This window comes from Bacillus atrophaeus (genome assembly GCF_039519175.1).
GTDB lineage: Bacteria > Bacillota > Bacilli > Bacillales > Bacillaceae > Bacillus > Bacillus atrophaeus.
This window is the reverse complement of the sequence record NZ_CP154443.1, coordinates 3,106,126-3,125,946: the sequence shown is the minus strand read 5'-3', so window position 1 is coordinate 3,125,946 and position 19,821 is coordinate 3,106,126. Positions and strand designations below refer to the sequence as shown.

General features: G+C 43.8%; 17 protein-coding genes and 1 pseudogene. All 18 read right to left on the bottom strand.

Annotated elements, in window-relative coordinates; all coding sequences use genetic code 11:
• Positions 1-8: 8 nt before the first annotated feature.
• Positions 9-1,052 carry an L-threonine 3-dehydrogenase gene (gene tdh / locus AAHT65_RS15920; RefSeq protein WP_088117185.1) on the bottom strand — a complete coding sequence of 348 codons (1,044 nt, stop codon included), beginning with the start codon at positions 1,050-1,052 and terminating at the stop codon, positions 9-11.
• A 308-nt stretch (positions 1,053-1,360) separates the two neighbouring features.
• Positions 1,361-1,621 carry a stage V sporulation protein SpoVS gene (spoVS, locus tag AAHT65_RS15915; protein ID WP_003328863.1) on the bottom strand — a complete coding sequence of 87 codons (261 nt, stop codon included), beginning with the start codon at positions 1,619-1,621 and terminating at the stop codon, positions 1,361-1,363.
• 199 nt (positions 1,622-1,820) lie between these two features.
• Entirely contained in the window at positions 1,821-2,615 is a 795-nt protein-coding gene (ymdB, locus tag AAHT65_RS15910) for a 2',3'-cyclic-nucleotide 2'-phosphodiesterase (protein ID WP_343310485.1), read from the bottom strand.
• 69 nt (positions 2,616-2,684) lie between these two features.
• Complete coding sequence (rny, locus tag AAHT65_RS15905; RefSeq protein WP_003328865.1) at positions 2,685-4,247, bottom strand: ribonuclease Y; 1,563 nt, start codon at positions 4,245-4,247, stop codon at positions 2,685-2,687.
• 258 nt (positions 4,248-4,505) lie between these two features.
• A complete protein-coding gene (locus tag AAHT65_RS15900; protein WP_343310484.1) occupies positions 4,506-5,735 on the bottom strand; it encodes a serine hydrolase domain-containing protein in 1,230 nt (409 codons plus the stop codon).
• A 284-nt stretch (positions 5,736-6,019) separates the two neighbouring features.
• Positions 6,020-7,063 carry a recombinase RecA gene (gene recA / locus AAHT65_RS15895; protein WP_003328867.1) on the bottom strand — a complete coding sequence of 348 codons (1,044 nt, stop codon included), beginning with the start codon at positions 7,061-7,063 and terminating at the stop codon, positions 6,020-6,022.
• Positions 7,064-7,234: 171 nt separating this feature from the next.
• Positions 7,235-8,485, bottom strand: a complete 1,251-nt coding sequence (locus AAHT65_RS15890; RefSeq protein WP_010788650.1) for a competence/damage-inducible protein A — start codon at positions 8,483-8,485, stop codon at positions 7,235-7,237.
• An 18-nt stretch (positions 8,486-8,503) separates the two neighbouring features.
• Positions 8,504-9,085 (bottom strand): CDP-diacylglycerol--glycerol-3-phosphate 3-phosphatidyltransferase, encoded by a 582-nt coding sequence (gene pgsA / locus AAHT65_RS15885; protein ID WP_003328870.1) that lies wholly within the window; start codon positions 9,083-9,085, stop codon positions 8,504-8,506.
• 50 nt (positions 9,086-9,135) lie between these two features.
• Positions 9,136-10,053: a cell shape determination protein RodZ gene (gene rodZ, locus AAHT65_RS15880; protein WP_061670802.1), complete on the bottom strand. Its 918-nt coding sequence runs from the start codon at positions 10,051-10,053 to the stop codon at positions 9,136-9,138.
• A gap of 18 nt (positions 10,054-10,071) precedes the next feature.
• A complete protein-coding gene (locus AAHT65_RS15875; RefSeq protein ID WP_003328872.1) occupies positions 10,072-10,863 on the bottom strand; it encodes a DUF3388 domain-containing protein in 792 nt (263 codons plus the stop codon).
• 129 nt (positions 10,864-10,992) lie between these two features.
• Entirely contained in the window at positions 10,993-11,250 is a 258-nt protein-coding gene (locus AAHT65_RS15870; RefSeq protein ID WP_003328873.1) for a DUF3243 domain-containing protein, read from the bottom strand.
• A gap of 80 nt (positions 11,251-11,330) precedes the next feature.
• Positions 11,331-12,059 carry an elongation factor P 5-aminopentanone reductase gene (gene ymfI, locus AAHT65_RS15865; protein WP_010788647.1) on the bottom strand — a complete coding sequence of 243 codons (729 nt, stop codon included), beginning with the start codon at positions 12,057-12,059 and terminating at the stop codon, positions 11,331-11,333.
• A gap of 56 nt (positions 12,060-12,115) precedes the next feature.
• A complete protein-coding gene (gene yfmH, locus AAHT65_RS15860; protein ID WP_199680253.1) occupies positions 12,116-13,402 on the bottom strand; it encodes an EF-P 5-aminopentanol modification-associated protein YfmH in 1,287 nt (428 codons plus the stop codon).
• On the bottom strand, positions 13,399-14,679 hold the full coding sequence (yfmF, locus tag AAHT65_RS15855; protein WP_343310483.1) for an EF-P 5-aminopentanol modification-associated protein YfmF: 1,281 nt from the start codon (positions 14,677-14,679) through the stop codon (positions 13,399-13,401). Before yfmF ends, yfmH begins: the two co-directional genes overlap by 4 nt.
• A gap of 85 nt (positions 14,680-14,764) precedes the next feature.
• A pseudogene (locus AAHT65_RS15850) lies at positions 14,765-15,035 on the bottom strand (MMPL family transporter); the annotation flags it as partial.
• Positions 15,036-15,131: 96 nt separating this feature from the next.
• Positions 15,132-16,343 carry an MFS transporter gene (locus tag AAHT65_RS15845; protein ID WP_034718333.1) on the bottom strand — a complete coding sequence of 404 codons (1,212 nt, stop codon included), beginning with the start codon at positions 16,341-16,343 and terminating at the stop codon, positions 15,132-15,134.
• 149 nt (positions 16,344-16,492) lie between these two features.
• A complete protein-coding gene (locus tag AAHT65_RS15840; protein ID WP_010788644.1) occupies positions 16,493-17,218 on the bottom strand; it encodes a GntR family transcriptional regulator in 726 nt (241 codons plus the stop codon).
• Between the two features lie 132 nt (positions 17,219-17,350).
• On the bottom strand, positions 17,351-19,711 hold the full coding sequence (locus tag AAHT65_RS15835) for a DNA translocase FtsK (RefSeq protein ID WP_343310482.1): 2,361 nt from the start codon (positions 19,709-19,711) through the stop codon (positions 17,351-17,353).
• Positions 19,712-19,821: the final 110 nt, after the last annotated feature.

Here is a 19,821-nt window from a genome sequence, read left to right as displayed (position 1 = left end):
TCCCCCTTTTATGGTATCAGAATAACCTTTCCGCACTGTCCTTCTCTCATCAGCTCAAAGCCTTTCTCAAACTCTTCCAATGGAAACTGATGCGTAATAACAGGTGAAATGTCTAAAAGCTTTGATTGCAGTAAATTGGACACCTGTCTCCATGTGCTGAACATTTTTCTTCCTGTGATTCCTTGGACGGTGAGGCCTTTAAACACCACTTCATTTGTTAGATCGATTGTCACCGGGTGTTCCGGCAGACTGAGGATGTGAAATCTTCCTCCATTGGCTGCCATCTTTAAGCCTTGTTCAATAGCAGACGGATGGCCTGACATTTCACAGACAAGATCTATGCCCTCCCCCTTTGTTAAAGCGCTTACAATTTGTAGCGGATCTTCTTTTTCGATTGATATCGTAAGCGTGGCCCCCATTTGTTTAGCAAGGCTGAGTCTGTACTCGTTTTTATCTATGGCAACGATGTGGGCTGCTCCGGCTGCTTTTGCCACCGCTACAGCCATAAGTCCGATCGGCCCGCATCCGATGACGGCAGCGGATGCGCCGGCGGGCTGACTATCCAGCACGGTATGCACCGCATTTCCCAGCGGCTCTTGGATTGAAGCTATTGCCGGCTCCATGTCGGCCGGGTTTTGCCAAATATTTTGCGACGGCACCTTTACATATTCAGCAAAGCATCCTGCTGTATCAACGCCAATGATGGCAGTTTGGGTGCAGACATGTTGTTTGCCGGTGACACAAGGGATACATTTGCCGCACACAATATGTGTTTCTGCCGATACATAATCACCGACTTTCACATTGCTGACATGCTCACCCACCGCCTTTACAATGCCGCTAAATTCATGTCCAAACACATAAGGCGGCTTGATCCTTTGCCGGGCCCACTGATCCCAATTATAGATATGCACGTCTGTACCGCATATCGAGGCTGCCTTTACTTTCACGAGAACTTCATGTTTTTCTATGTGAGGAATGGGCACCTCAGCCAAAACCGCACCGAAAGCGCTGTCATTTTTAACGACAGCTTTCATTTTTCCACTCACCATGTACAATCCCCCTTTTGAAATCTTATTATATCTGGATTGTATCATGATGAATAATAGACGTAAACACCACTGTCCTTACACAGTGGACAAATGCATCCCCCTTAAAAAATGGGCTCAATATTTTTTATTTTTCAATCAGGTACGCTGATTTTCATTCATACTGAAAGCGTGTATCTATTCAATTGTTATATGACAACAATTACATGATTTATTTATATTATTAATATAGTATTGGGAGAAAATATCACAACCTAAAAACAACCTGCTCGCAAATAAGCAAGCAGGTTGAGACATCATTTTTAGTTGTTTTAACGGGGCTCAACGATCAATTTGATCGCTGTTCTTTCTTCGCCATCAATCAAAATATCGGTAAATGCCGGAATACAAATCAAGTCGACTCCGCTCGGCGCCACAAATCCCCTGGCGATCGCTACAGCTTTGACGGCTTGGTTTAAAGCGCCCGCTCCTATCGCTTGAATCTCCGCTGCGCCGCGCTCTCTTAACACGCCTGCCAGCGCACCTGCTACTGAGTTCGGACTTGATTTTGCTGAAACTTTTAAGATTTCCATTTCTGCTCCCCCTTAGTTTTACAATGGATAAGTGAGTGTTCATTAGAACAATCATTATTAGATGTTGCTATCCAAAAAGCCATCCCCACAATGCTTTTCAAAAATAGCTGGCTACCTTCCATTTTTACTATATTCACTAAGAAGTTGCTATATTCCTGCTTTTCTTTTTAATATTTTTATAAAATAAACATATGCTCAGTTATTCAAAGAACATGTGATCATCATTTATCAAAATACGCTCAATTTTAACCGCTTTTTTCGTTTGGTCGTCAATATCAATAACGACTCCGCTTAATGTGGTTTTGCCTTCTGCGACAGAGAAACGGACAGGGAGGTTTGTTTTAAAGCGTTTAATGATGGTCTCTCGGTCCATGCCGAGAATGCCGTCATATGGGCCGGTCATTCCTACATCAGTAATATATGCCGTCCCCTTAGGCAAAATGCGGTTATCTGCTGTTTGCACATGTGTGTGCGTACCCACTACTGCAGACGCTCTGCCATCTGTGTACCAGCCGATCGCCAGCTTTTCACTTGTTGCCTCGGCATGAAAATCAATGAAGATATAAGGCGTTCGTTTAGCCGCCTCTGCGATTAATTCATCCGCCTTTTGAAACGGATCATCGAGCGGCGGCAAAAATGTGCGTCCCTGCAAATTAATGACGGCAAGCTCTTTACCGTTCGCTTTTACATACGTGATTCCTTTTCCCGGCGTACCCTCCGGAAAATTGGCCGGACGGACAAGGTGCGGTACGTCATCTATAAAGTCAAATATTTCTTTTTTGTCCCATGTATGGTTACCCATAGTAATAGCGTCTGCGCCTGCCTGCATTAAGCTGTGATAAATTTTTTCTGTCAGGCCCTTGCCGTGAGCGGCATTTTCCCCGTTAATAATCGTGAAATTTGGCTTATACTTCGTTTTTAGTTTCGGGACATACTCTTTTACCATGTCGCGGCCCGGTGAGCCGACAACATCTCCAATAAATAAAATTCTCATTCTTCGAACCCTTTCTGTTTTTCATTTCCTTGCCGGTCAAAAAAATAAAGTGATGCTTAGCGCATCACTTTATTTTGCATACTCTACGGCTCGTGTTTCTCTTATCACTGTCACTTTAATGTGGCCAGGATAGTCAAGCTCGTCCTCAATTCGTTTACGGATATCCCGTGCCAGGCGATGGGCTTCAAGATCGTTAATCGAATCCGGCTTCACCATAATGCGCACTTCACGTCCAGCCTGAATTGCGAACGATTTTTCAACACCCTCGTAGGACTCAGAAATTTCTTCGAGCTTTTCAAGTCTGCGAATATAATTCTCAAGCGTTTCACTTCTCGCGCCAGGTCTTGCAGCTGAAAGTGCATCCGCTGCGGCTACTAGAACTGCGATGATAGAAGTCGGCTCTTCGTCCCCGTGGTGTGACGCAATACTGTTAATGACGACTGGATGCTCTTTATATTTGGTCGCAAGCTCCACGCCGATTTCAACGTGGCTTCCTTCGACTTCATGATCAATTGCTTTCCCGATGTCATGAAGCAGTCCGGCCCGTTTGGCAAGCTTTGCGTCTTCTCCAAGCTCCGAAGCCATTAAACCGGCTAAGAATGCAACCTCCATGGAATGCTTCAGCACATTCTGACCGTAGCTTGTACGGAACTTTAAGCGGCCGAGAATCTTGATCAGATCTGGGTGAAGACCGTGAACGCCAACCTCAAATGTGGTTTGTTCACCCATTTCACGAATGTAGTCATCGACCTCGCGGCGAGATTTTTCAACCATTTCTTCAATCCGTGCCGGATGAATACGGCCATCCTGAACGAGTTTATCTAGAGCGATCCTCGCTGTCTCACGTCTGATCGGATCAAATCCGGAAAGAATGACAGCTTCTGGGGTATCATCAATGATCAGGTCAATTCCTGTCAGCGTTTCAAGGGTACGGATGTTACGCCCTTCACGTCCGATAATACGCCCTTTCATCTCATCATTTGGAAGATTGACAACTGAAACCGTCGTTTCGGCAACGTGATCTGCTGCGCAGCGCTGTAAGGCGAGCGAAAGAATGTTTTTCGCTTTCTTATCAGCCTCTTCTTTTGCACGGTTTTCAGTTTCTTTTGTCATGATGGCGATGTCATGTGAAAGCTCGTTTTCAACCCGGTCAAGAATGATTTGCTTCGCTTCGTCACGAGTGAGGCTTGAAATCCGCTCCAACTCTGACTGTTGCATACGAATCATCTCATCCACTTTGCTTTCCATCTCTTCAATATGTTGTTGTCGTTCATTCAGAGAATGATCTTTCTTCTCCAACATCGCTTCCCGTTTATCAATCCCCTCATGTTTCCGATCAAGGTTTTCCTCCTTTTGGAGTAAACGGTTTTCTTGTTTTTGAAGCTCATTTCGTCTTTCACGAACTTCCTGTTCAGCATCTATTCGAAGTGTGTGGATTTCATCCTTTGCTTCAAGCAGAGCTTCTTTTTTCAGTGCTTCAGCATCGCGCTTTGCATCTTCAAGAATTTGCTCGGCAGCACCTCGTGCGCCCGCAATTTTCGCTTCGGCAATGGTTTTACGAACATAGTAGCCAACAACTAAACCGAGTAGAATCAGCAAAATGGAGATGAGAACCATCATAATTGGGGTCATACTTTCACCTCCTCTTGCTATGAACTTGGTTGTTGCTAAAATAAGTGTCGGCATGTACATTGTCTAGTTTTCTCAACATACAGAACCTTCACAGGGAATGAGTTTCTCACTGCCCTTGTCAAGTTTAAATGGTTTAACAATCATGTTAAAAAAACAAATACTACAACTTCATTGTAATTGTGTCGGAAATACTTGTCAAGCTTGCCATCTTAACGATTGAACGGCATATCTATTCCGTCTATATAAAAGTGCATCGCACTATCCATTTGTTTTTGCCGCTTGGGAATCAGGAGCCTCTTCTTGATTGAGAAATTGATACATTTTATTGTTTACCTGTCCCAATTTCATATTATTTTGGATATTTGAAAATAAAATAACAAATTTGTTTCCTGAGCGGCTGAAACTGTTTAAAATGTTGTAGCCGGGCATTACACCATGATTGGAGTAGCTTCCCGGATCAACATAAAACCCCATGCCGTAGGTCGAACTGCTTCCGGAGGTGAACATTTTTTCAAAACTGGCTTTTGAGTAAAGAGTGCCATCCACAAGAGCCTGATCAAATTTATACATATCGTATGCACTCATATATATATCGCCCGCGCCGTACAGCTGGGATAAATCAAGTATGTGCGGCGTCACTAAATTTCCGCCTTTATCCAATTTGTAGCCGACGGCAGGATAAGGCTGTTTTTGAAACGTTTTGTAAAAGCCTGCGTACGTCATGCCCGCCGGTTTGAAAATATGGTTTGTTATGTAATGTTCATACGACTCCCCGCTCACCTTGGCAACAATATAGGCGAGCACTGAATAATTTGAGTCCTGATAATCCCATATGCCTGGCTGCCGTTTAATTCCTTGATTTTCAATATCTTTTATCAAGTCGTCCGGGGTAATCGCGCCTTCCGCTTCGATATGCCCCCTGATTCCTGAAGTATGTGTTAACAGATTTTTTAAAGTAATCTGCTTTCCATTCGGAAAACCCTCTATATAAGCTGCGACAGGATCGCTCGTTCGAAGCAAGCCTTTTTCCTCAAGCTGCAAAACGGCGGTCGCAATTAATGCTTTTTGCGACGATCCGACAAAATAAGTGGTTTCAGGGTTGTTTGTTATTTTGTGTTCACGGTCTGCATAGCCGAAGCCTTTATTCGTCACGATTTTTCCATCTTTTACAATCATTGCTGTTCCGCTGAATCCAATGCTTTGCAAATAGTTGCTGATATTTTTATTATCATCGGCTGTTGCAAGCTGATCTTGGTTTTTCTTCTTCATTTCTTTTTTCTTTTGAACCTGATTTTTTTTATTTTTATCAGAACCGTCCTCGGCCGCTGGAGCTGATTTTGCCGGTTCCTCGTTTTGGTGATTTTTTCCTATCCAGATTATGATACAGCAGACAGCGATCAGCAATATAAAAAGAGCCAGCTTACCCCTTTTGTTCAGCTTTCTCCGTCTTCGTTTCGAATCTCTGGTGCGGCTTCTCGAGCTCGTCATTCGTTTTTTCCCCCTAATATAAATTCAATTTGCAGGCACCATATTTTTAGACGAAGTAAGCTTCAAAAAGGTTGTAAAAACTAAAAATAAATATGCTCTTTTATCATTTGATATTTTAGGCGACAGGATTGGTTTATAAACCCTTTGTTTAATCAAACGCCACACCAATAAATAGTTCATCTTGTTCGCATCATTTGAACAGCCAGCCTTCCGTCTGTATGCTTACATTTGACAAACAAAAAAAGGGCAGGAGTTCGCCGCTCCGCCCTTTTTTACATTGGTTTTTATCCTTCAAATTCTAGCTCTTCTTGGGTTTCCTCAGGCTTTTGTGCAACTCCATTGTTATCCAAGCCGTAATGTTCGCGAATTTGCTCTTGAATCATCAGCATGATATCTTTGTTTTCTTTTAAGAACTGCTTTGCATTTTCACGGCCTTGACCAAGGCGCTCTTCTTCGTAAGAGTACCAAGAGCCGCTTTTTTGCACAATATCGAGCTCAGTTCCAAGATCAATGATCTCTCCTTCTTTTGAGATCCCTTCTCCGTACATAATATCAACCTCAGCCGTACGGAACGGCGGAGCCACCTTGTTCTTCACAACTTTGATTCGTGTTTTGTTCCCCATTACGTCGTTGCCTTGCTTCAGCTGTTCGGCACGGCGCACTTCTAACCGTACAGAGGAATAAAATTTCAGCGCACGGCCTCCGGGAGTTGTCTCCGGATTTCCGAACATGACGCCGACCTTTTCACGAATCTGGTTAATGAAAATAGCAATCGTTTTAGACTTATTGATTGCTCCGGAAAGCTTACGAAGCGCCTGAGACATCAAGCGGGCCTGAAGTCCTACGTGTGAGTCCCCCATGTCTCCTTCAATTTCAGCTTTCGGAACGAGAGCTGCCACCGAGTCAATGACAACAATGTCAACAGCGCCGCTTCTGACAAGCGCTTCAGCAATTTCAAGCGCCTGCTCGCCCGTATCAGGCTGAGAAAGTAAAAGCTCTTCAATATTAACGCCAAGCTTTTGCGCGTATACAGGGTCCAATGCATGCTCAGCATCAATAAACGCTGCTTGTCCGCCCTGCTGCTGAACTTCTGCAATGGCATGAAGCGCAACAGTTGTTTTACCGGAGCTTTCCGGTCCGTATACTTCGATAATCCGTCCGCGCGGATACCCGCCTATTCCAAGCGCTGTATCAAGCGCAAGAGAGCCGCTTGGTACGGTTGAAATTCTTGTATCTGTCTTTTCCCCCAATTTCATAATAGAACCTTTGCCAAACTGTTTTTCTATTTGTTTAAGAGCCATATCTAAGGCTGCCTGACGATCACTCATTCTATTTTTTCCTCCTTTAACTTGCCACTACATATACTATACCTTGTTTGCAGACATTTGCCAAGAAAAAAGCGAACGCATATTCGGATTTTTTCTTAACCTGTTGTCTATAAAAATATCATAATGGCCGGAAGAAAACAGGTTTTTCATGGAGGATAATGTGCTAAAACATTATTTTTGTTCTAAGAGTTTCAGGATTAAATGACATCCGTATTTGGCAGCACGCTTTCTGACGCCTGTTCTGGAGCCTGCAAAGTTAAATTCATGAACCTCTTCTTTTCCGTCCGCGAAAATGCCGATAAAGACATGTCCCGGGGCATGGCCCTCTTGCCCTTCAGGACCGGCCACGCCGGTAAAACTGATTCCAATGTCACTGCCCGTCAGCCGTTTAATCCCCGAGGCAAGCTCTCCCGCGCATTCTTTGCTGACTGCTCCGAACTGCTGCAGGGTGTCAGGCTTTACCCCCAAGGTGTGCTGCTTCATCTCATTTGAATAGCAAACAACGCCGCCGGCAAACAATTGCGAAGCACCGCTTAAATCAGTCAGCCATTCAGCGAACAGACCGCCTGTAAAGCTCTCTGCTGAAGAAAGAGTCATTCCTTTTTCCTTGCACGCTTTTGAAAGCTCTTTAACAAGAGATGTATCATCATAGCCGTAGAAAAACTCTCCGACACGGTCTAAAATCACGGCTTCAGTCTCTTTTAGCAGCCGCTCGGTTTCCGATTCATCCGCATGCTTTGCAGTGAGGCGCAGCGTCACTTCTCCGTCCGCAGCCAAAGGAGCAATTGTCGGATTGGTCTGTGCATCAATAATATCTTCTAAATCAGCTTCCAGCTGGGACTCGCCGATTCCAAAAAAACGGAGAACGGTTGAAACGATTTTTTCATTTGATCCGAGTTTTTCTAGAAGAAGCGGCTTGGCCTCGTTTTCAAACATAGGGTGCAGTTCGCTCGGCGGCCCGGGAAGCAGCATATAAAGACGGGCTTCGTGCTCTGTCAGCATCCCCGGCGCCATGCCGAATTTATTGGCCAATACGTCTGAGCCTTCAATCACAAGCGCCTGTTTACGGTTATTCGGTGACATCGTACGCTTTGTTTTCTTGAAATAATCTTCAATTGATTGAAAAGCCTCATCATCAAGAACGAGCGGCCGGCCCAGCACATTTGCGATTGTTTCTTTTGTTAAATCATCCTTCGTCGGTCCGAGCCCCCCTGAAAAAATGATAAAATCAGAACGTTCTTCAGCAATGCGGATGACTTGCTTCAGCCGCTCAGGGTTGTCTCCGACAGCTGTATGATAAAACACATTAATGCCGATCTCGGCAAGTCCTTTACTGATAAATTGAGCATTTGTATTGGTGATCTGGCCGAGTAAAAGCTCTGAACCGACTGCAATAATTTCTGCTTTTTTTCCTAACTCCATCATGTTTGTCCTTCTTTCTTAGTTAGATGTTTTTAACGCTTCCCAGTTTTTCGCGAAATATTCCCATCCGGATACGACCGTAAAGAATACAGCTACCCATAACGCAAGGTCGCCAAACGGAAATGACACAAGCTCAAACGGCAGATTATGAAGAAGCAGTGCAGAAACAGCAATGATCTGAGCCCATGTTTTGACCTTCCCCAGCATGTTGGCGGCTACAACTTCCCCTGTTCCCGCCAAGACGAGCCGTAAACCCGTCACGGCAAACTCCCGGCTGATAATGACGATTACCATCCACGCAGGAGCAAGCTCAAGCTGAACGAGAATAATTAAAGCAGCCGATACGAGCAGCTTATCAGCCAGCGGATCAAGAAATTTTCCAAAGTTCGTTACAAGGTTTAATTTACGGGCGTAATATCCGTCCACCCAGTCTGTCGTAGATGCAATAATAAATAAAATAGCTCCGACCAGATGTGCGACCGGAATCGACTCATCTCCGAGATCAAGATGCCCCCACTCAAACGGCGCCAGCATGATAATCATGAAAATGGGGATTAAAGCGATTCTTGAAAGTGTAATTTTATTCGGTAAGTTAAACATATTGCCCCTCCAATTTATATACTCGGACGCGAAGAAAAGTCATCTGCTGATTAAGATGACTTTTCTTCCTTTTTATTTACAATCGTAATCGTTTGCGCCATCACGTCTTTAGGATCAAGTTCATATGAAAGAACCTCTCCGTTGATTTTGATTTTCAGGTTAGGTGCATACCCGGTACGAATATCCACTTGTTTTTGATCAGTTATGTCTTTTTTATAGGTCTCGCCTTTTTTCAATGTTCCCTCTTTCAGAGAACTGCTGTTTTCATCACGCACACGGATCCATGCGCTGTCTGAAGCATCCAGCTCAAGCTCGATCTTATCTGCGCCGGAGACTTCGTATGTTGTTGCTGAACCTTCAGTGCCGGTGGCTTTTATGCTGAGCTTGCCGCTGTCACTTTTCTTTTCGTCGTCTTTTTTAGCGCTTGATGTTTTCGTATCTTTTTTACTGTCTGTTTCACTGCTGCTTTTTTTGTTATCTTTCAGCGTTGAATCCTTTGGAATTTCATATTTGCTTTCGCTTTGCGTGACCGCTTTTTTAGATGCAGCATCACTTTGGTCATTACTTTTGTTCATCGTAAGCTGGACAACCACATAAATAATCGCAATAACAACAAGGACTCCTGCGATTACAAGGATTGTCGGCAAGACTTCCAGCGCTTTAGAGGCGGGCTTTGGCAGCTCTCTCTGCGATTTCATGCCGGAAAGCTTTTCAGAAACATCATCATGATACGTGTTCGGAATGTCTTTTTTAAACTCTTCAAACAATTGATCTGAATCGAGCCCGACGGCTTCGGCATATTGCTTGATAAAAGCTCTTACATAAAAACTTCCCGGAATAATGTCATAGTTTCCTTCCTCCAGAGCGGTTAAATATCTTTTCTGAATTTTAGTCGCCGCTTGGAGATCATCCAATGACATTGCTTTTTCCTCTCTGGCTTCTTTCAGCCGGATTCCTAGTTCAGTCACAACAAACACCTTCCAATATTAAAAATCAAAGCTTGAAAACCCGGATTGATCAAACATTTGGGGTTCTTCTGCATGTTCATATGTAATAACCTCGTCAGGTTCATTCCTGAGTTCAATGATGTAATCAAAGTCATCAAGTGTGTATTCAGTATTTTGGACGAATATATCCGGATGTTCCACTACCTTTGTCGCAGGCAGCCTCATGATTTCACTGACAAGCTGAAGATGGCGCTCAGATCCTCTTCTCGTTGACACGATGCCATCTATGATAAACACATTTTCAGTGCTGTACTCGTCGGCAATCAGCTGGCTTCTGATCGTCTGTTTCAGAAGTGTGGATGACACAAACAGCCACCTTTTGCTCGCGCACACGCTGGACGCCACGATTGATTCGGTTTTTCCCACGCGCGGCATACCCCGGATTCCTACTAGCTTATGACCTTCTTTTTTGAACAGTTCAGCCATAAAATCGACGAGAAGGCCCAGCTCGTCCCTTTCAAAACGGAATGTTTTTTTATCATCAGCATCTCTTTGGATATATCGCCCGTGGCGAACAGCTAGACGGTCGCGAAGCCTCGGTTCTCTAAGCTTCGTCACCTTAATTGTTTCCATCGTTTTTAATATTGATTCTAAACGTTTAATTTGATCTATATGGCGGCACCTGAGCAGCATTCCCCTTCTGGAAAGATCGACGCCGTTAATCGTGACAATGTTAATTGAAAGCATCCCGAGCAGAGATGAAATATCCCCGAGCAGTCCGGGGCGGTTGACTTGAATTTCATATTCAAAATACCATTCGAGCTTTGCCAAATGATATACCCCCTTCATTGTGGCAAATTTTTACCTTCCTTTATCATAAAGCATTTTTCCCTATTTAGAAAGAAGAATGTTGCTCTGAACAGGAAAACATAAAAAAGAGAGGAAAAATCCTCTCTCTCACTAGTGAGTGCTGTTATTTTCGACAAGCTTAACCATTACATTCGCAATGGCGTGCTGTTCATCTTTCGATGCAACGCTCCAAAGATCCGCAAGCACTTTTTCCTGATGGTTCTTAGAATCAACTTCGTTAGCCAAGTAGCCGCCGATCTCATAAGCAAGATCTGTGATGGTTTCTTCACTCATCCCTTTATCCTGCGCATAGTTCAGACGGTCACCTAAGAAATTCTTCCAGTTATCCCAGTTATCTAGTACTGACATTTAGGCTTCCTCCATTTCTTCTTGAAGTTACAAAATTATTGTGTCCTTCCCGCCGTAAACTATACATATTTTATTTTCGCTCAGCAGTGCCAGCCGCCATTGACGGACAAAATTTGACCGGTGATATAGGAAGCTTTGTCAGAGAGAAGAAAAGCAACCGCATCGGCAATTTCTTGGGCGCCTGCAAGCCGGCCCATCGGAATATCTTCAGCTATTGCTTCTTTTTCTTCCGGGCTGAATTGGTTCATCATGCCCGTATCCACCGCGCCCGGCGCCACTGCATTTACGCGGATCCCGCTAGGCGCCAGTTCCTTTGCAAGCCCTTTGACAAAAGAATTTTGCGCGCCCTTCGCCATGCTGTACAGCACTTCGCAAGAAGCACCTGTTTCCCCCCAGATAGAACTGACAGCCACAATGGCACCGGTTTTCTTTTTGATCATGCCGGGCAGAAGGTTTCTTGTCAGGATGAACGGGCTCGCTATATGCAGCTGCACCATGTCCTGAACTGTGCTGTTATCCACGTCTGTAATAAGTCCAAAATGGCTTTTTCCGCTGTTCAGCACGATCGCGTCAATTGGCTGTTGGATAGAATCGGTCAAAGCTGCCGCGCCGCTTGGTTCTGATAAATCACTTTGCAAAACCTCGGCATGAATTCCGTATGTTTCTGTAAGTCTATTGGCAAGGCGTCCGGCCGCTTGTTCATTGCGGTTATAATGCAGCAAGAGATCGTACCCCTTGGCTGCAAGCGTTTCGCTTATTTTTTCCCCGATGCCTCCGCTCGCACCTGTTACAAGCGCGGTTTGATTCATATGTCTTCCTTCTTTCCCGCAAAAAACACCCCTCACACTCGGAGGGATGTTTGTTTTTATGATTTAGGTACAACCTTGCAAACCGTGATTCGGTCTGCGTCTATCTCCTCTTGAATCACCTGTTTCACATCCTCAAGCGTAATTTGCTCAAGGACAGTCACGACATCAAATAAACTCATATCTAAAAATGCATAACGTGTAAATTGGTTGGCGATGTATTCAGGCGAATTCATCGCTTTTAAAAATGAACCGATTTTTTTCTTTCTCGCCAGCTCAATTTTTTCGGCGGTTACCGAATCAGCCGCATGCAGAAGGATGCCGGAGATTTCTTCCGCCAGTTTATCCGGCTCTTTCGTGTCTCCGCCAATTGAAGCAAACCCGAAACCATGTTCCGCCGTATAATCAAAGCTGAAAGTTTCATCAATGTATCCCTTTTCGTATAAAGACCCATAATTGGCTGAGCTTTTGCCAAAGAGAGTTTCGAGCATCAGATTCATAACAAGCTCATGCTTTAGCAATTCTTTCCCTGATCTGTACGGATTTTTCTCCTTTAAGCCGACGAGACATTTCGGTCCTTGAACGTTCATTTTAATTTCTCGTTCTTTTTGGAAGACCGCTTCTTGCTCCTTCACTTCATTCCGTTTAATGTCAGGCTGGTCTGTATAAGGTTTTTTCTCCTGATTTTCTCTAACCTGGGTGATGATTGCCTCCGGATCAACGGGACCGACGACAAACAGAAGCATATTGCTCGGATGATAAAAGGTCTCATAGCATTCATACAGAAGATCTTTTGTAATATGAGAAATGCTTTCTACTGTGCCGGCAATGTCTATTCTGACCGGATGATCTTTGTACATATTTTCAATGAGGCCGAAAAACAAGCGCCAGTCAGGATTATCATCATACATATTGATTTCTTGCCCGATAATGCCTTTTTCCTTTTCTACAGTTTTCTCCGTAAAATAGGGATCTTGGACAAAATCAACGAGCGTTTCGAGATTTTTCTCGACATTCGATGTGCTTGAAAAAAGGTAAGCCGTCCTTGTAAATGATGTAAATGCGTTGGCGGAAGCCCCTTGTTTACTAAAGCCTTGGAACACATCTCCGTCTTCTTTTTCAAACAGCTTGTGCTCAAGAAAATGAGCGATACCGTCGGGCACATGAACCATCTCTTCTTTTCCCAGAGGGACAAACTGGTTGTCAATCGAGCCGTACTTAGTCGTAAATACAGCATATGTTTTGTTAAAGCCTTTCTTCGGCAGAACATACACTTCAAGGCCGTTTGACATTTTTTCATGGTACAGTGTTTCTTGAAGCTGTTCGAATTCAATTGGTTTTGTCAAGATGCTCCCTCCGTCCCTGTTAAGAAATAAGTGGTATCCAGTTCGATTTTTTTGCCGGCGTTGATGATATCCTCTTTTGTCACCCGCTCAATATTAGAGAGGAAGTCCTCAACCGGAATCTGAACTTGGACCGCAGCCTGCTGATAAAGAAATTCTGATAAACCGTATGCTGTATCAATTGTCTCAAGCACCTGATTTTTAATAACGGCTTTTGTCTGTTCAATATCTTCTTCACTGAATTCCCCGTTTTTCATTGCTTGGAATTGCTCTTCAATAATAGTCACGGCCTGTTTATAATTTTTCACTTCAATGCCCGACATAACCATTAAAAGCCCTTTAAAGCTTTCCACCCGCGAGGCGGCATAGTAGGCAAGGCTTGCTTTTTCACGAACGTTGATAAACAGCTTGGAGTGGGAAAACCCTCCGAACAAGCCGTTGAAAACTTGTAAAGCCGGATAGTCCGGATCGGTATAAATGATATTCGTCCGAAATCCGATGTTCAGCTTGCCTTGTTTTACGTCCTCTTCATCAATGACTTCTTTCGGCTCCGGTTTTTGCCCGCCTGCTGCTTTTTCAGTGGTTCTAAGGGGCCGGTCTTCAGTTTTAAAATACGTTTCTATGCCCTTTTGCACTTGTTTATGGTCAACATCGCCGATGACATACAGATCAAGCTGGTCCTGTTTTAGAGCTGCCTTGTATGTTTCATATAAGCTTTCCGCTGTAATCGCATCCACAGCATCAATCTCTCCATTGACATGAAGTGCGTATGGTTCGTTTTTGCACATTTCCTGAACGAGCCTTAAGTTAGAATAGCGCATTTTATCATCATACACGGCTTGAATTCTTTGTTTCAGCGTGCGTTTTTCTTGATTGACATACTGCGATTGAAAAGCATCCCCTTCAAGAGCCGGCGAAAAAACAAGTTCAGCCAAGAGCTGAAGACCCTTTTCAAGCAGCGGCGTTTGATCCTTTAAATATTTTTCATTAGGAATCTCTAGTCTGAATGTGATGACATGCTGTTCACCTTTTTTAGAAAGATCGCATGAAACAGACGTGCCGTACAGTTCATCCAAATAAGCGCGTAAATCCGCCGTTTTCGGATGTCTTTGGGTGCCCCGAAGAAGCACATGCGGAAACAGTGCCCTTTTTGTGACAAGTTCTTTTGATAAAGGCGCCAGCATTTTGAAAACAAGCGAGACGGTTTTGAATTTTTCAGTCTTAACGATGTGAGCCGTTAAACCGGCGTGCTTCGATGTTACTTCATTTACATATGTCATGTGAAACCTCCTTCGTTCCTTCTTATTATTATGTATTATGACCAAATTTCAGCATCCTCAGAAACGCTGTTTGATTGTAATTATATCAACTGTAGGATTTATAAGGAAACAATAACCTCTGCCTGCGACAGCAGAGGCTGATTGTCATCTTATTTTGTGTGCAGTCCGCCCTGCCGAAAATCCGTTTCATAACCGGCACAAACAGCGGAAAGACAACGAGCGCGTACAGAAGAAGGCCTGTTAATACAAGTGTTGCGATCTGGCAAGAACGAAAGCACACCTGATGAAAGCATTACAGCAAAAGTTCCCGCTCATATAATGGCTGCTGACATAATCACAGAGCCTATATTTTTCATAACACATCTGAATAACACCGGACTATTAAACAGCATAACTATCAATAAAAAAGTGTAAATATTTAAAAATCAGCACGCAAAAAAAGCGGCGGTGTGTTACACCGTCCGCAGAGAATCTTCCTCTTCGCTTTCTTTAGAATCAATATTAAACACCACAAGAAACAGGGAAACAAGGCTGAAGAAAGCAGATAGAATAAAGATGAGCCAGGCTGCGTTTGACATGAGAGCAGCGAATATAGGCGGTCCAAGCGCCACGCCGATAAAACGCATACTATTGTAAAATGAGCTGATTGTCCCGCACTCTTCGTTCTCTATGCCTTCTGTAATCAGTGCATCAAGGGCAGGAAGCGACATTCCCGTTCCAATTCCCCCTACGCTCAGAAAAATAAACAGTAAATAAAAACTGTGGTTCCACCACAAGCCGATAAACGAAAGGGTCATCAAGCCCATGCCTGCCACCACACAAAATTTCATTCTATTTTGGTGTTTGCCTATTTTTTTACCTGCGACAAAGGAACTAAGAGAAAGAAATAAAAGTGGTATGGCCAATAATAAACCTTTCATCACGCCGTCAATCGAATATTTGCTTTCGAGTGTTTCAGATAGGTAAAAAAGAACACCAAACAATAAAAACATAATGACACAGCCAATCACAAAAACAGTATAAAGCCAGCGTCCGTCTTCTTTAAAGATTTTTTTTACGTTTTTTACAAATTCAGAAATTGTAGGTGCATCTTCTTCATCGTCTTTTGGTTTATCAACCAGAAACAACACAAGAAAAAAGCTGATTAAACAAAAAAACGGAATGAACCAAAACGGCATAAACCAATACCATGACGCCAGCAGAGCACCAAGGATCGGACTCAGCACCTTGCCCGCCGTGTTTGATGTTTCAATGTCCCCGAGACCGGCACTGACCTTTTCATCATCGCCCTTAAATAAATCTCCAATAAACGGCATGACTACAGGAGCAGCGCCGGCCGACCCTATTCCTTGGAGCACACGGCCCGCTAATATCATGAGATAAGGGTCCTTAAAGCTTGTAGAGGCAAAGGCGGCTACCGCCCCTCCCGCTCCCGCTATGAGCAGGCACGGCAGCAAAACTTTCTTCCTGCCAAACCGATCTGACAAATATCCTGCAAACGGGATACAAATAATGGCTACTATAGAATAAACAGTGATAATCAGTGACACTTGAAAAGACGTGATAGACAGCTTTTTCTCAATCATGGGAAGCACTGGAATCAGCATTGAGTTCCCAAGCGTCATGACCAGCGGCACGGACGATAAAGCAATGATATTCTTCATTCCATTTTTTTCTTTCAACGTTTTTCACCCATTCACTAATCTTTCTTGTCATCCTTTATATGTTGCCTTAATGACGGTGAAAGTATGTACACAGAAAACTGGGTAAACGAAAATAAAAAAACAGACGCTTTTTAGTAAGGCGTCTGTTTTTAAAATCGTTTTCTTAACACATGAAAGCTGAACTTATCCGCTCTGAAGTAATTTAATGAATGCAGCACCGGTTTGTCATTTTGATCATAGTGCGTTTGCTTTAATAAGAGGAGTGCCGTTTCCGGTTCACATTCCAGCACAGGTGATATGGTATCGTGATAGCCGATCGGCTCAATATCGGTCGCCGCGTAGCTGATAACGGAGCCGGTATGCTTTTCAAGTAAATCAAACAAAGATTCTTGCTGATGTGAAAAGGAATCCGGCAAAATGTCCATAGGTATTTTATCCAAACAGTAGACAATAGGCTGACCGCTTGCAGTTCTGACTCTTTCGAGGTAAAAAAGTTCTTGGTCATGTTCAAGTCGAAACCGATTTATATCTTCTTCAGAAGGCATAATCACCTGGGAAGAGAGAAAAATCGTGCCCGGAATCATATTAGCCTGTTTAATCATTTTGGTTACACTGTTCAGCTGTTCTATTCCCGTAAGAAAGAGCGGCTTGGTATGGACAAAAGTCCCTACCCCGTGTCTTCTGATAATCACATGTTCTTCTTCTAATATGCGTAAAGCTTCACGCAGAGTTGCCCGGCTGACACCCAGGATCTTTGAAAGCTCGAATTCAGAAGGGAGCTTTTCTTTTTCGGTGTAAATTCCATTTCTAATATCTTCTTTTATTCGCTCAATCACTCTTAAATATAAGTGCCGATTGTCAGCTTTTGTAGACATGTTTCCCCTCCGTTAAACCACTTTCGCTAAAATTATTGAACAATTGGGACAACTATATCATGTTTTGCCGAAAAAATAAACATTTGCAATTAGTTTACATAATAACATTACTAAAAACCAGAGCCTCTCCCGTTAAGAAGAGAGCTCGTCATGTTTTTCTTTTGACAAAAGGACTACTCTCGGCTTACTGCCTTCATAAGGCCCGACTACGCCGCGGTCTTCCATTGCGTCAATCAGCCTTGCCGCTCTCGTATAGCCGATTCTGAACCGTCTTTGCAGCATTGACACAGAAGCAGTCTGCATACCGACAATTAATTCAACGGCTTCATCATACAGATCATCTGATACTTCACTATGTGTTTCCGTTGTTTCCTCAGGAATCATTTCTTCTTGATATTGGGCTTTTTGTTGAGTGATGACGTGATCGACAATATGTTCTACTTCATCATCTGATAAAAACGCTCCCTGCACCCGGACAGGTTTATTGGCGCCGACAGGCAAAAACAGCATGTCTCCGCGACCCAGCAATTTTTCCGCTCCTCCCATGTCAAGAATTGTCCTTGAATCTGTTTGAGAGGACACGCTGAAAGCAATACGCGACGGAATATTTGCTTTAATAACACCTGTGATGACATCAACGGACGGGCGCTGGGTGGCGATAATCAAGTGAATCCCTGCAGCCCGCGCCATTTGTGACAGTCTCGTAATCGAATCCTCAACGTCAGAAGAAGCAACCATCATTAAGTCTGCAAGCTCGTCCACAATGACCACGATATAAGGCAATTCCGGCTGTTTAACCTCTTCTTCTGCGTTGGATCGTTTAATATGATCGTTATAACCTTCAATATTCCTTGTGCCTGTATGAGAAAAGAGCTCATACCGCCGTTCCATTTCGTTCACAACTTTCTTTAAAGCTTGGGACGCTTTTTTCGGATCAGTCACGACCGGCGCGAGCAAATGAGGAATGCCGTTATATACATTCAGTTCGACCATCTTCGGATCAATCATCATCATCTTCACTTCATGCGGCTTTGCCCTCATAAGGATGCTTGTGATAATTCCGTTTACACAAACACTTTTACCGCTTCCGGTTGCTCCCGCTACAAGCAAATGGGGCATTTTGTTCAATTCCGCAAGCACAGCTTCACCTGAAATGTTGCGGCCTAATCCAATCAACAGCTTGGCATCCGGTCTGTCATTCAGTTTGGATTCAAGCACTTCTTTTAACGAAACCATGGCGACTTCCGCGTTAGGAACTTCAATGCCAATTGCTGATTTGCCCGGAATCGGCGCTTCGATCCGAATATCTTTCGCGGCGAGCGCCAGTGCTAAATCATCACTGAGATTGACAATTTTACTTACCTTAACGCCCACATCAGGGTACACTTCATATTTTGTCACGGCAGGTCCGAGATGCACCTGCGTTACTTTTGCTTTGACGCCGAAGCTTTGGAACGTGCGCTCCAGTTTTCTCGCATTTTCGTAAATGTTTTTCTTGTCCGTCTGCTGGCCGGTATGCATCGGATCAGCCAATAAGTCTAGTGACGGCATTTGGTAGTCTTTATTTTCAAGCTCTGTAAACGTCATCGGCGGAGCAGATACCGTTTCGCCGGCTTCCGTTCCGGTTTGCTCTTCAGCCGGCTCCTGAACCGTTTCACTTTGTTTCTTCTGCATCACGGAAGGATTGTCGTTTTCATCGCGATCAGAAAAACTTGAGATAATTGGCTCGGAGTGTATGAGCGGCGATATCACCTCATCGTCTTCCTCTTCGTCAATCTCAGGCTCTTCCCGGCGTTTCTTTTGGACCGGCTTTTGCTTTTTGCCCGATTTTGTTTTTGCCTTTGATGATTTCATATTCGTTTTCACTGATTTCATATCGTCAATAAACGCTGCCCACTGTTCTCTGATAAATCGCCCGATTGGGCCGATCCACTTTTTCAGTGTTTCTTGCAGCGAGCGTCCTGTAATCAAAATCATTCCCATCAAAATGATCACGATCGCCATGATCTGCGAGCCTGTTGAAGCAAACAAAAAGTGCGATGCCGCAAACAGCAGTGCGCCTATCATTCCCCCGCCTAAATCCGGGGAGGCTGAGTTTCCGTTCATGTCCATTAAAAATAATTCCCATGTATTCCGAATGACGCTTGCTGATTGGATAGACCCCTTGTGAGAGAGGTTTTTAAACAGCTGAACGTGGGAAAGCAGCAAAATACTCGCAATAATGCAGTATAATCCGGCTTTTCTGCGTGTTAAAAGGCTCGGCGTTTTTTTCTTCCAAAATAATGAGACTCCTAACGTAAATAAGGCCAGCAAGCATAATATAAACCATTCGCCTGCAAAAAAGCGAAATAGATAGATAAATGTCTGACCGACAACGCCAAGCTGTAAAATGGCGATGATGGAAATCGCTATACATAGTAAGCCGTTGAGTTCGTATTTTAGATTGAACTGCTTTGCCTGTTTTTTTCTCGATTTTCGTTTTTTCTTTGCCACACTCATCACCTTACTGCGTTAAAAAATGTAAGACCATACATAATGAAGAAAGCAGCCTTTTGCTGGCTGCGTCTTTTCTGTAGGATTCCCCTATTATAGCATATTTTGCC